8 protein-coding genes are annotated in these 13,647 nt (G+C 58.9%); 5 read left to right on the plus strand and 3 right to left on the minus strand.

The annotated features are described in order from the left end of the window. Positions 1 to 82: 82 nt before the first annotated feature. The 5 genes from BMH52_RS00290 (at position 83) to BMH52_RS00310 (ending at position 6,653) form a co-directional block, all read left to right on the plus strand. Complete coding sequence (locus tag BMH52_RS00290) at positions 83 to 1,225, plus strand: efflux RND transporter periplasmic adaptor subunit (RefSeq protein WP_072434077.1); 1,143 nt, start codon at positions 83 to 85, stop codon at positions 1,223 to 1,225. A gap of 6 nt (positions 1,226 to 1,231) precedes the next feature. Beyond that, entirely contained in the window at positions 1,232 to 4,330 is a 3,099-nt protein-coding gene (locus BMH52_RS00295) for an efflux RND transporter permease subunit (RefSeq protein ID WP_020301110.1), read from the plus strand. A 121-nt stretch (positions 4,331 to 4,451) separates the two neighbouring features. Next, positions 4,452 to 5,093 carry a DUF1345 domain-containing protein gene (locus BMH52_RS00300; protein ID WP_073842494.1) on the plus strand — a complete coding sequence of 214 codons (642 nt, stop codon included), beginning with the start codon at positions 4,452 to 4,454 and terminating at the stop codon, positions 5,091 to 5,093. A gap of 72 nt (positions 5,094 to 5,165) precedes the next feature. Then, on the plus strand, positions 5,166 to 6,005 hold the full coding sequence (locus tag BMH52_RS00305) for an AraC family transcriptional regulator (RefSeq protein WP_072434075.1): 840 nt from the start codon (positions 5,166 to 5,168) through the stop codon (positions 6,003 to 6,005). 54 nt (positions 6,006 to 6,059) lie between these two features. Continuing rightward, on the plus strand, positions 6,060 to 6,653 hold the full coding sequence (locus BMH52_RS00310; RefSeq protein ID WP_072434074.1) for a LysE family translocator: 594 nt from the start codon (positions 6,060 to 6,062) through the stop codon (positions 6,651 to 6,653). Positions 6,654 to 6,705: 52 nt separating this feature from the next. Here the strand turns inward: BMH52_RS00310 and BMH52_RS00315 are convergent, their stop codons facing one another. From BMH52_RS00315 to BMH52_RS00325, 3 genes are all read right to left on the minus strand, one after another. Beyond that, on the minus strand, positions 6,706 to 8,970 hold the full coding sequence (locus BMH52_RS00315) for an autotransporter outer membrane beta-barrel domain-containing protein (RefSeq protein ID WP_073842496.1): 2,265 nt from the start codon (positions 8,968 to 8,970) through the stop codon (positions 6,706 to 6,708). Positions 8,971 to 9,202: 232 nt separating this feature from the next. Next, positions 9,203 to 11,278, minus strand: a complete 2,076-nt coding sequence (locus tag BMH52_RS00320) for a hypothetical protein (RefSeq protein WP_256575656.1) — start codon at positions 11,276 to 11,278, stop codon at positions 9,203 to 9,205. 145 nt (positions 11,279 to 11,423) lie between these two features. Beyond that, positions 11,424 to 13,400, minus strand: a complete 1,977-nt coding sequence (locus BMH52_RS00325; protein ID WP_073842500.1) for a hypothetical protein — start codon at positions 13,398 to 13,400, stop codon at positions 11,424 to 11,426. Positions 13,401 to 13,647: the final 247 nt, after the last annotated feature.

Raw genomic sequence — 13,647 nt, forward strand, 5'->3', positions numbered from 1 at the left:
TCTTCACAGACCCGCTACACAGCTTCACAGCACCACGGCGCAGGTGCCTCTAGGATGCGCCAGTCAATATTGGGATAAGAGCATGTCGAAGAATCTATTTGCGCCGTTTTGCCTGTTGGCCCTCACACTGGCGCTGAGCGCGTGTGGTCAGTCGGCAGACGAGACGCCACAAATGCCCCTGGCCAAAGTGCGGATCGAAACCCTGCAGGCCAAGCCCCTCTCTATTACCAGCGAACTGAGCGGGCGCATCGCCGCACCGCGTATCGCCGAGGTACGCGCCCGGGTCGCAGGGGTGGTGATGCAGCGGGTGTTTAACGAAGGCCACGACGTCAAGCAAGGCGACGTGTTGTTCCGTATTGACCCGGCGCCGTTCAAGGCCGACCTGGACAGTGCCCTGGCCAACCTGAGCAAGGCCGAGGCCAATGCGTTCCAGGCGCGCCTGCAAGAACAGCGCTACAGCCAATTGGTCGAAGGCAACGCCATCAGCGGCCAGGAGTACGACAACGCCCGCGCCGCCCTGCGCCAGACCAACGCCGAAGTGGCCGCCAACAAGGCTGCCGTCGAGCGTGCCAGGCTGAACCTGGGCTATGCCACCGTAACCGCACCGATTTCCGGGCGCATTGGCCGCGCCCTGGTGACCGAAGGCGCGCTGGTCGGCCAGAACGAAGCCACGCCGCTGGCGATTATCCAGCAACTGGACCCGATCCACGCCGACCTCACCCAGTCCACCCGTGAGTTGAATGACCTGCGTCGTGCGTTTCGTGCCGGCAGCCTGAAGCAGGTCGGCCAGGACCAGGCCAAGGCTACCTTGATCCAGGACGACGGCAGCCAGTACCCGTTGCCAGGCAAATTGCTCTTCGCTGACATCAGCGTCGACCCGGGCACCGGGCAGATCATCCTGCGCAGCGAGTTCCCCAACCCGGACCTCGACCTGTTGCCCGGCAGCTTTGTGCGGGTGCGCGTGGAACAGGCCGTGGACAAACAAGGCCTCAGCGTGCCGCAACGCGCCATCACCCGTGACAGCGCCGGTATCCCGATGGTGTTGCTGCTGGACGCCGAGCAGACCGTCAGCCAGCAGCCGGTGGAGTTGGGTGCAGTGGTCGACAATCGCTGGATCGTTACCAGTGGCCTCAAGCCCGGCGACCGCATCATCGTCGAGGGCGTGCAACACGCACGCCCCGGTGAAAAAGTTGAAGTGGACGACAGCCCGCTCGTAAAGGAATAACCCGTCATGCCGCAGTTCTTTATTGACCGCCCGATCTTCGCCTGGGTGGTGGCCCTGTTTATCCTGCTGGCGGGCTTCCTGGCGATCCCGCAATTGCCGGTGGCGCAGTACCCCAACGTCGCGCCACCCAAGGTGGAAATCTACGCGGTGTACCCCGGCGCCTCGGCCCAGACCCTGGATGAGAGCGTGGTCAGCCTGATCGAGCAAGAGCTCAACGGCGCCGATCACCTGCTGTATTTCGAATCCCAGAGCAGCCTGGGCTCGGCGACCATTACCGCCACGTTCCAGCCGGGCACCGACCCGGAAATGGCCCAGGTGGATGTGCAGAACCGCCTCAAGGTGGTCGAGCCGCGCCTGCCCCAGGCCGTGACTCAGCAAGGCTTGCAAGTGGAAAAAGTCTCCGCCGGCTTCCTGCTGCTGGTCACATTGACCTCCAACGACGGCAAGCTCGATGACGTCGCGCTCAGTGATTACCTGGCGCGCAACGTGATGAACGAGCTCAAGCGCCTGGACGGCGTCGGCAAGGCTCAGTTGTATGGCGCCGAACGCGCCATGCGTATCTGGATCGACCCGCAGAAGCTGATCGGTTTCAACCTCACGCCGGCCGACGTCAACGCTGCGATCAGCGCCCAGAACGCCCAGGTCTCAGCGGGCAGCATCGGTGACTTGCCGGGCACCCACACCCAGGAGATCACCGCGGCGGTGCTGGTCAAGGGGCAACTGTCCACCCCGGCCGAATTCGCTGACATCGTGCTCAAGGCCAACCCCGACGGCTCCACCGTGCGCATCGGCGATGTGGCACGGGTGGAAGTCGGCAGCCAGGAATACCAGTTCTCCACGCGTCTGAACGGCAAGCCGTCTACCGCCGTCAGCGTGCAACTGTCGCCCGGGGCTAATGCCTTGAGCACCGCAACGCTGGTGCGGGCGAAAATGGACGAGTTGTCACGCTACTTCCCTGCCAATGTGGAATACAAGATTCCCTACGACACCTCGCCCTTTGTCAAAGTCTCGATCACCAAGGTGGTCTACACCTTGCTGGAGGCGATGGCGCTGGTGTTCGCGGTGATGTTTCTGTTCCTGCAGAACGTGCGCTACACCTTGATTCCCACGCTGGTAGTGCCAATTGCGCTGATGGGCACCTTCGCCACCATGTTGCTGCTGGGCTTCTCGATCAACGTATTGACGATGTTCGGCATGGTGCTGGCCATCGGTATCCTGGTGGACGATGCCATCGTGGTGGTGGAAAACGTCGAGCGCATCATGGCCACCGAGGGCCTGTCGCCCAAGGAAGCGACGAAGAAAGCCATGGGCCAGATCACCGGAGCCATCATCGGTATCACCCTGGTGCTGGTGGCGGTGTTTCTGCCGATGGCCTTCATGCCGGGTTCGGTGGGGGTGATCTACCAGCAGTTCTCGCTGTCGATGGCCACCTCGATTCTGTTCTCGGCGTTCCTGGCCCTGACCTTGACCCCGGCGCTGTGCGCCACGCTGCTCAAGCCGATTGCCAAGGGCGAACACCATGCCAAGGTTGGTTTCTTCGGCTGGTTCAACCAGCGCTTTGAGCACCTCACCAACCGTTATGAAGGTTGGGTGGCCTATGCCCTCAAGCGCAGCGGCCGCTATTTGCTGATCTACCTGGTCTTGCTGGTGGGCATGGGGCTGTTGTTCAGCCGTTTGCCCTCCTCGTTCCTGCCGGTGGAAGACCAGGGCTACACCATCACCGATATCCAGTTGCCACCGGGCGCCAGCAAGAACCGTACGGTGCAGGTGGCCGAACAGATCGAGGCGCATAACGCCGGCGAGCCTGGGGTGGGTGATACCACCATGATCATGGGCTTCAGTTTCTCCGGTTCCGGGCAGAACGCGGCACTGGCGTTTACCACGCTCAAGGATTGGTCAGAGCGTGGCAGTGATGACTCCGCTTCCTCGATTGCCGATCGCGCCAACATGGCCTTCAGCGAACTCAAGGACGCGATTGCCTACGCGGTTCTGCCGCCGCCGGTAGACGGCCTGGGCACTTCCAGCGGTTTTGAGTTCCGTTTGCAGGACCGTGGTGGCGTTGGCCATGCGGGGTTGATGGCTGCGCGTACTGAACTGCTGGACGCTGCAGCGAAAAGCCCGATCCTGGCCAACGTGCGTGAAAGCGCCCTGGCCGAAGCACCGCAAGTGCAGCTGGAAGTGGACCGCAAGCAGGCCAACGCCTTGGGCGTTTCGTTTGCCGACGTGGGCAACGTGCTGTCCTCCGCGATTGGTTCTGCGTATATCAACGACTTCCCCAACCAGGGCCGCATGCAGCGCGTGGTGGTACAGGCCGAAGGCGACCAGCGCAGCCAGGTGGCCGACCTGATGAAAATCCACGTGCGCAACAACGCCGGGAAAATGGTGCCGCTGTCAGCCTTTGTCGAAGCCAAGTGGACCCAGGGCCCAACGCAGTTGACCCGTTACAACGGCTACCCGGCCATCGCCATCAGCGGCGAAGCGGCGCCGGGGCACAGCACGGGCGAGGCCATGAACGAAATCCAGCGCCTGGTCAGCCAGTTGCCTGCCGGGCTGGGCCAGGAATGGACGGGCTTGTCGTTGCAGGAGCGCTTGTCCGGCTCCCAGGCACCGTTGCTGTTGGGCCTGTCGCTGCTGATCGTGTTCCTGTGCCTGGCCGCGCTGTATGAAAGCTGGTCGATCCCCACCTCGGTGTTGCTGGTGGTGCCGCTTGGGGTGCTGGGCGCGGTGTTAGCCGTGTCGCTACGCGGGATGCCTAACGATGTGTTCTTCAAGGTCGGCCTGATCACCATCATCGGCCTGTCGGCGAAGAACGCGATCCTGATCATCGAGTTCGCCAAGGACCTGTATGACCAGGGCGAGGATTTGATCGACGCCACCTTGAAGGCGGCGCGGTTGCGCCTGCGACCAATCATCATGACCTCGATGGCGTTTATCCTCGGAGTGGTGCCATTGGCAATTGCCACCGGGGCCAGTTCGGCCAGCCAGCAGGCGATTGGTACCGGTGTGATTGGCGGGATGATCACAGCGACATTGGCGGTGGTGTTTGTGCCGGTGTTCTTCGTGGTGGTGATGAAGCTGGTGCGCAAGCGCCATAAAGCAAACTGATCAACGCCGCAGCCAAATGTGGGAGCTGGCTTGCCAACTCCCACAGGGTTATTGATTGCATTCATGATCAGGTACACCCGAATAAGCTATGGTGCTCACACATAGTTCTTTGTGAGCCACCATGCCCTTCCTCGCCCGCACCCACCCTCGCCTCTCATCCGCCGCCTTACTCGGCCTTGCCGTCGGCCTCCTGGTGCCGGCCGACACCCTCGCCAGTAAAATCCTGATCGGCTGGAACGCCGGGGTCTGGACCTACCTGATACTGATGCTGTGGCTGACCATTCGCGCCAAGGCCGAGGACGTCAAGCGCATCGCCGAAATCGAAGACGAGAACGCCGGCCTGGTGCTGTTCATGGTATGTATCGCCGCCATCGCTAGCTTGGCGACCATTACGTTCGAACTGGTCGGCAGCAAGGACCTGGCCACCTCCGAGCGCCTGCTGCACTACGGTTTCACCGGGCTGACGGTGATCGGCTCCTGGCTATTGATCGGGGTGATTTTCAGCGTGCACTACGCCAGGCTCTATTACACCTGGCCAGGCAAGGAGCCCGCCTTGCGTTTTGCCGAAGGCTTGCTCACGCCCAACTACTGGGATTTCCTGTACTTTTCCTTCACCATCGGCGTAGCGGTACAAACCTCGGATGTGGGCGTCGCCACCCGTGGCCTGCGCAAGGTGGTACTGGGGCAGTCGTTGATCGGTTTTTTGTTCAACACCGCCATTCTGGGCTTTTCGATCAACATCGCCGCCGGGTTGTTTGGCTAGACTGCACAAACCTTCTAGACGCCCACTGAGGCGTCGCCGCTAATAGCCCTTCACTTTCCGCCTCGGTGTTGTATGCCTGCGCACAATTGGATCGACTTGTCCCAGGACGCCGACACCGGTATCGAGACCCTGCGCGCGCATTTCGAAGGCCATGCGTATGACCCCCATTGGCACGACAGCTACCTGGTGGGCGTGACCGAACAAGGCGTGCAGCAATTCAACTGTCGGCGCATGCGCCATGACAGTGTGCCGGGGCAGGTGTTCCTGTTGGAGCCCGGGGAACTCCACGACGGGTATGCCCCGACAGTCGACGGCTTCACTTACCGCATGCTCTACCTCGACCCGCAGTGGCTGGAACGGGAAATCGCCAGTGTCTTCGAGGAAGCACCCGCCCATCATCAGCTGAGTTTCGCCAGCACCTTGGCCAGTGATCCGCGCCTGGCCCTGGCCACAAGCCACGCGTTTCAGAGCTTGCATCACGGTGAATTGCGGATCGTGCGGCAAAGCGCGCTGGATCAGTTACTGGAACGCCTCACAGGCCAGCTTTACTGGCGCATGCGCTACCGCGATGACCCGCGCTTGCCGCAGGTGGCGCACAAGGCCCGGGAATACCTGCACGCCCATCTGCATCAGGACGTCGGCATGGATGAACTCGCGCAGGCTTGCGGCGTCGACCGCTTTCGCCTGAGCCGCGCGTTCAAGAGTGCCTTCGGCCTGCCGCCCCACGCTTATCTGGTGCAACTGCGCCTGGCCCGTGCCCGGTATCTATTGGCCAAGGGCGATCAACCGGCAGACGTGGCGATGGCCCTGGGTTTCGCCGATCAAAGTCATTTGGGCCGCTGGTTCACGCGGGCTTATGGGCTGACACCGGCCGCGTACCGCAAGCGCTGCACAAATCTTCCAGACCGGTAACGCCCGGGCTTGTGAAGATGGTCGCTCTAAATGAGCCCGCCGGAGTCACCCGCCATGCTGTCCACCTTCGTGCCTTTCATGCTGTTCGCCTTTGTCGCCTCCATCACCCCCGGCCCGACCAATATCCTGGTGCTCAGCAACAGCGCCCGTTACGGTTTCAAGGCTGCGCTGCCAATCATCATGGGGGCTTGCGTGGGGGCATCGGGGATTGTGCTGCTGGTGGGTTGCGGTGTGGGTCAGTCATTGGTGCAACTGCCCAACGTGCAAACGGCGATGCAGTGGGCCGGCGTGGCTTGGCTGAGTTACCTGGCCTGGCAGATCTTCAGGGCGCCAGCCCAGGCCATCAATGCCGATGACACGCAAAAACCCTTGGGCCTGTTGGGCGCCGCGGCCCTGCAATTGATCAACCCCAAAACCTGGATGATGGCACTGGCGGTAGTCAGTGTGTTCGCTGGCCAGGGTGGGCAGCGCCAGGTGGTGTACCTGTCCCTGATGTTTTTCCTGATCGCCTTGCCCTGCCTCGGCGCCTGGGCTTTATTGGGTGCCGGGTCTAGCCGCCTGTTGCGCTCCCCCAGGACCGTAGGCGCATTCAACCGGGTCATGGCCTTGCTGCTGTTGGGCTCAGCCTGGCTGAGTGTGCTGATCTGAAGGCGAAAAAAAGGGGAAGCCTAAGCCTCCCCTGTTCGGGTGGATGGATGAATTAAAAGTCGTAACGCACGCCGAAGTTGACACCCCATGGCTGGTCGACGGTTTTACCACGTGTATGCTCGAGGTCCGCATGCAGCTTGACGTTCTGAGTCACCGACATCGCCACACCACCGGCCATTTCAATGCGCGAACCGAATACATCGTTGTTGAAGCGCTCGCCGTTTACCGTGACCTTATTGTTGTGGTTGAACTCATGGGCCAACGCGGTACGCAAGTACGGTTGCAACACACCACCGCTGTCCAACTGGATATTCTTGCCCACCGTGACGCCAGCCTTGCCCACGACCGAGGCCGAACGGTCACCTTTGGCGTGCAGGCCATTGTCCAGGTCATAACTCTGAGCCTGGGTGATCGCAGCGTTGAGTTGCCCGTAGGGCTCTACGAAGTAGCCGTCATCCAGTTTGATATGCCGACCGACTTCCACCGAAGCCCCCACGGCGTTCTGGGTGTAGTTGCCCTTGGCTTTTTTGCCGTCGCTCATGCTCACGTTGACTTCGTTGTGCAAGCGGTTGAGCTTGACCACACCGTCGAAATACAGGCCGCTCTCGTCATCGAGCCACGTGGCATAACCGCCCACGTAGTAGCTGTCGACTGTACCGCCACCGGAGCGGTTGAGGTCGATATCGGAGGTGCTGTGACCGGCCATCACACCGGCCACCCACTGCCCATCGCCGCCGTATAGCGGCGTGTCGATACCCAAGGTAAAGCCGCGCTGGTTCTGCGTGTAGCCGCCACCATCCTGATTGCCGCTGACCTCGTACTTGTTGCCGTAGCCGCGCATCCAGAAACCTTCGTTGTTGCCCTGGCTGAAGCGCAGCTCACCCATCCGGGTACGCAACAAAGTCATCTCGCCGTACAACACTGTGGGCGAGGTGTTGAACAACGCCATCACCGCTTTGGTGCTGTTGCTGGTGCCGCGCCGGTTAGGGTCCAGGTACCAATCGGTGTCTTCCTGCTTGAGCCCGTAACTGTAGGCACCTGCGTCAACCGTTCCGCCGACCAGGGCGAACTGTGCATCACCGCCCTCGGTGCTCACCACGCGAATCGGCTCGGCCGTGGCCAACTCCGACCCCGTGGCCGCCAGCAACAGGCTGTGGTTACCTTCGGCGATGCCATTAACGGCGAGCAAGTCGGTCTGGCCGCTGCCAAAGTCGGTATGCATCACGAACGTGCCTTCGCCCGACAGGCTGTCGACATCCAACCGGTAGAACTCATTAGGCCCACCAAAATGCACGCTGCCGCCCGCCATTTTCAGGTCACCGACTTCGCTGTCACCCACAAGCGCCCAGTGGGAGGCGTTGTTCACGCTTAACTCAGCTACGTTTTTCAGCTGGCCGGTCAACCACGAGCCGTTGTTGAGCTGCAACTTGGCAGTGCTGCCCTCCTCGACCACGACGTCACCGAACAAGGTACTGCCGTCGACATTCATGTTGGCGAAGGAGCCGCCGGTGACTTCGAGGATATTGCCGTTGCCGCCCTTGAGGGTCGCACCGTTGCGCACATCTATAGTTGCATTAGCCGGTGTACCCGCCTTCGAGCTTTCGACCAGAATGGCTGCGCCCGCTTTTCCTTCTACGTATGAGCCATCAAGTATCAATGCAGCTGGCACGTCGGGGCTGCGGTCCATATCCAGCCGCACGCCATTGAGCTCACCGGTGATGGAGCTATCGATCGCAATGGCTTGACCGAACAGATACAGGCCCACGCCATTTTCGCCCGTGCCTGCAACGTCGGTTTGGTAGAGGGCCAACGCGCTGTTACCACCCACACTGACGCCACGCGTGGTGCCGGTGATGCTGCTGTTGAATACCGAGGCAATTGCCCCCTCGTCACTGCCGATCGGACGAGAAACGACCAGGCCAACGCCATTGCTGTGGGTAAGTGTGCTGTTCTTGAGCGACAGCGTCCCGCCACTCATGAACACTGCTGCCGGCTGTGTCGCCCGCGCAGTGATCTCGGCGCCATCAATATTCACGTTCGAATTGAATGCCGTGATGTCTTGAGTTTTGCTGTCCGGATTAACGGTCAAGTTGGCAGACTGGGCACGGATTTGTTTGGTAGTGGCCCCTTCCACGGTGAGGCCTGAGCCGGGCCTGAGCTCGAAACTGTCAGGTGGAGGGCCTGGCCGAACTGTTTCATTCGGGCCCGTAACCACGCGGGCTTCGGCCACGCTTGACATAAGAACTGCTAATGAAACCGCGTTGGCCTTCAAGGCAAAACTCAACGGCTTGAGCTTAAAATTAAACATTGACGACATCGAAAAACCCTCTGGGTTTGGCATTCCTATTGAAGAAATTGGCCGGTACCTAAGAGCGTGGAACCCTGCCAATCAAGCGGTGCCAAAGTTATCCAGAGTTGTTCCCCATTTATGTAGGATTAATCTTAATACCCCCGAATCAATCTCGATGCGCACGGTGAGAACAAATGAGTTGTCCCTCTATGAACCTTGGGAGCAGCGTGGCTGCTCCCAGGCTGTTTTCGCAACCACGTCAAGGCGCTGCGGGTACCGGCGTGTTGTCGCAGTAGGTGGGAGAGGCGCCGGATTTGACCGAGCGTGCCCGATGCAAAGCGTCGCTCGATGTTAAAGGCCCTGTTGGCAGTTGGATGGTGTAGTTGATCCTTGCCGACCCCTGGAGCCGTAGGCCTAAGTGTGTATGAATCGTCTTCATGAGGGTGGAGAAAGGCGCGTCTAGGGTCACCAGAAACCCCAGCGCGATCATGGAGGCGGTCAACGGAGGGGAGTCTTTGAACCCTACGGATGCAAGCACTGGGGTCGTGCCATCATTATCACTGTAGCCTTGCCAGTTCACCCGGACCACCATGGTCGGCTCAAACAAGTCCGACGGCGGAATACGAACAGTGATACGTCCGTCCATATTCAAAGGCCTGAAGGTAGTACAGTTGATCACGCCTGGAGCACCGCCAAGTAAATCCAGGTCCTGGACCTCGGGCATGACAAGGGCCTGGACATTGGCCTGTACGTCCACCGAGGTCACCTCAGACTGCTGCCGATTCGTACCGAGGCCCGCGTCGATTGTGTGATGCACCTGTTTCATAGGCGGTGCATTACCGTGCTTGGCGATCAGCGCCCACGGAATCTGCAGCGGCGGGGTGACCGGGGCGCCGGCAACCCCGCCCGTTATCTGGCGAGTGGCGGCGAGTTCACCCTCGTACCACAGCCGGATGAAAAAATCCTCGGCGTCAGGGGTTGGGGCCTCATCCCACAACGTGATATGGGCATTGGCGGGCCGATTGGCGTGCTCCGGCAATAGCTCGTTGTCACCGCCCTCCACGCCAGCGGCATTTACCCCCTTGATCACCACCGGATCCAGGTCGGTGTTCGTCAGGTCCGGAGGATCGGTAGGGGTTGGCCCGACCACGTGCAGATTCAAATTGATGATCGTCGACGGCGCAGCAGGATACGTGACGGATCGACGGCGGATGACGTAAGTGACCGTCAACAGCTCGTCACCTGTCAACGCGCCATAGAGAATTTGCAAAATATGAAGTGCAACAACAATGGGCACTGGAAAGCTCGTACCGTTGCCCAATGCCGTACCCTCGATGGTTTCGGTACGGACGCTGGTCGACAGTATGACGTCAATGACATCACCGTCATTGCCCCGCTGCGGATGGTCATAAGCGGGAATTCTTACAATCATTCCCAGGTCAATGGAGCCGTCAATCCGGTCGAAGCGGTTATCTCCCGGAAACGCCCTGCCGATCAAGGGCTGCTTCAGATTAGCCGGTGCAGGTTGCAAGGCCACATCCAACCGCAAGGAGGAGGAAAGCTGGCTGGGATTGCCCGCGGCGTCCAGTAACTGATATCGAAGCGTGTTAAACGCGTCCGGTCCAGCCGAAACAACACCCTTGGGCAACGGGAACCTAAGGTCCGTCACCGGCCAATCCACCTCGGTAGAGGGAGGATCAGGAGCATATGGGGTATCGGAACCGCCGTAGAACGCCCTCAGCCTGTCACCCGGCGCACGCCCGTGGAGAACATAATCTGGAATTGAAAAAAACAACCGATCATTGGGAGCAGCTGGAAAATCGGCCTCGTCAATGGGCAGTGTCAAGCCTGCCGGTAGGATAGGCGCTGGCGGAAGACTCGGAGATGATGCGTATGGTGCATCAGTATCGACAATCAAACGCATCTCGGTCGATTCGCTCAAGTTATCCGCACGTCTGATATACACCTCGTACTTGATATCCCAGTGACCTGGCGGACGCCTGCCTCGGGCGATATTCGCAGTTGCATAGGCTTGTGGCAGTGTTGCATCGAAATTAAAAGTGAACGTTAGGAACGGCTCTCCATACTCCGCATCATCTACCGGCTTTATAAACACTCTCACGGTATCCTGAGCGTCGCCGCCACCGACGCTGTAGTCTTCCCATCGCGGCATGCGCAGTTCCAAATCTTCGGACAACGCCTGTTCCCGAGAAAGCAATCCTGGAAAACCTGGAACAGAATCAACTTCTGGCGGATCCAACTGTGACAAAACAACTGTCGACGGACTAACAACAGAGTTCAATCTGGCAAAATAATCACGCGTTTTTTTATTCATCATCGTTCTCCATTAGTGACAATATGGGCGACGAACAACTGCGAAAAATATTCGTTTAACCCTATTCGTTTAGTACAGCCATTTGCCGGCTAGAAGCACCTGTGCCCGCCGCTCATTTCAGACGTTAAGCCCTGCACCGATGTCATCAACTTTTCTTTATCAGGGTGGGCACGCCGTCACTTGAACACTGAATAATGTCGCCTGCCTGGCAGTAACCACCTGCGGGATAAGCCAGGTCAACTCTGAAGCGCCGCAGGATGGATTCACCGATTTTGCGCCCACCACGCCACACCTCATACCACGCGACAGCAGTACTCTCCTGGCGCAGCGAATACACCACTGGATCGAAAGGCGTCACTGTAAAGTCCAACCCATTCACCAAGTCCGCCGGCGTATCAAATGTCTTGTCTTGAGTAAATCGACTGTCCTCCACCACGGGGTCATCCCAGCCGTTATTGTTATAGCCATGGGTAAAAAATCGAACTTCATCGTTCAAATCAAAATCGCCATGAGCGACAACTTTCCAACGCACGCCGGCAAATATCTCTGGGGATGAGCAACAGGTGAGAAACGTACCCGTGCTACCCACCAGCGTGTGCTGAATAATCGGAGTAGGAAAGCTGAGCAGCGGCCCGGTATGAACATCGACTTCAGTATGTCGGGACTGTTGCTGGTTAATCCCATTATCGGTGGTGTAATGCACAGGCAACGAAGCGTTAATAGTGCCCTCCATCACCGCCCATGGAATAACACTGGAGAATACTAATTGGCCGGCGACTTCCCCGACTTGAACTGTCTTGGTAGCCACAGGCCCTATACCATTCCAAAAGAATCTCAATACCTGGCCTGGCTGTGGGTCGTCATAGAGAAACACCCTGGCACGGGCGCCTACATCCTTGTCGCGAAGGTCAACCAGATTGGCCTCATCTGACACCAGGCCACGTACTTCAGCCAACGGTAGATCGGGGTTTAGCAGTGCGGGCGCACCCGCATGGTCTTGCCCGGCAACCGTGAAATCCTGGCTGATACGACGCCGGTATGACGGGTAGATCGTCAGACCGCGGATGATTTCGTAACGTATCCGGATCTCTTCTGCCACCAGAACTGGGGATGGCCCCCGCATAGTGGCCCAGGGAACCGGTACCTGTGTTACGACGCCGTCGAACACCGGCACATCTGCGAGCGGCCGCTCGTCCCAAAAAGCCCGGGCGTGATCTCCGGCGGCCCAATTGATATAGGGGTCAATCAGCAGCACCACCGCGGCCCGGGCGTCGTCGCGCTTGATGATATTGTCATCGTAGGCCGGCGGCATGATAGTGGGTGCAGGCAGCGGTACATCTGGACCTGCTATCAGATCGAGTGAAAACGGTAAACCGGCACTACGCGTACTGAAATTCCCGGCCTCGTCGAACACTTGATAAAAGATATAGGCTGGGCCGTTATTCAGGCGACGAAACGCAGCCGCTGGCAACTCACAGACCAGCGGGTCTGAAACATCTACCAGTACATAGTCGCCGTCCGGCGCAGCAGCAGCTGGGTTCGGACTATTGGATAGCACCATTTCGATACGATCATTTCGCTCACGCCCCCGATAAGGCGGAATATTGAAGCGCACCGGGTCATTGCTCGCCAAATAGGCTTCATCAACACCTGTGACGGGTGGATTCACGAAGCTGAGTTGGTCATCAGGCCGGAGCAATTCCGGGGATTCCAAATCAATGGTCAACGTGACCTTTGGATCAAGCTCGCTGCGTTGTCCCTCGGAATCGATCACGCGATAAAACAGTTTCACAGTGCCTGAACGCTCTCTGAGCATGGCTAATGGCACGTGCATTGGCACAAACGCAGGCAGAGGTGGAGGTGGGGCATCGATAAACTTCAGATCAGCCTGCCTTTCAATACCGTCTCGCTCCCAGAGAAGTTGCACCCGGTGGGGTGTATCCAATGGTTCAGGCGCCGGGAGCCACATAGGTATCCTGACCAACAGAGGCGCAAGAGTCAGTGAGACCGGTACGAGACCGTTTGGGTCAAGAGGATCGACACCTGGGATGTCCATCGGGTCTAGCGCAAGTACACCGCCACTGGTCGCTTCAGGAAGGTGACTCAGTTTTGAGATGGACATGTTCTTTACTCTTTTAATTTTAATGGCGGGTTCACAGAACCGTCCTACCCCGTCAAGTTATGGAAAAGTAAACGCCAAACCGTCCTTTCTGGGTACTGTCAGATCTAACAGGTTGCGAGTGCCATTCGTCAGTTGTCTCGAGCTTGCCGCGTCTGAATGTCGAAGATTAACTTGACGGTTTCTTATACTTGGTGTTTTCTGAAACCGGTTTCAGCGTCTCTCCCAACTCCAATAAGAAAGGCTTTAC

It is taken from the genome of Pseudomonas sp. BTN1 (assembly GCF_001907715.1).
GTDB lineage: Bacteria > Pseudomonadota > Gammaproteobacteria > Pseudomonadales > Pseudomonadaceae > Aquipseudomonas > Aquipseudomonas paracarnis.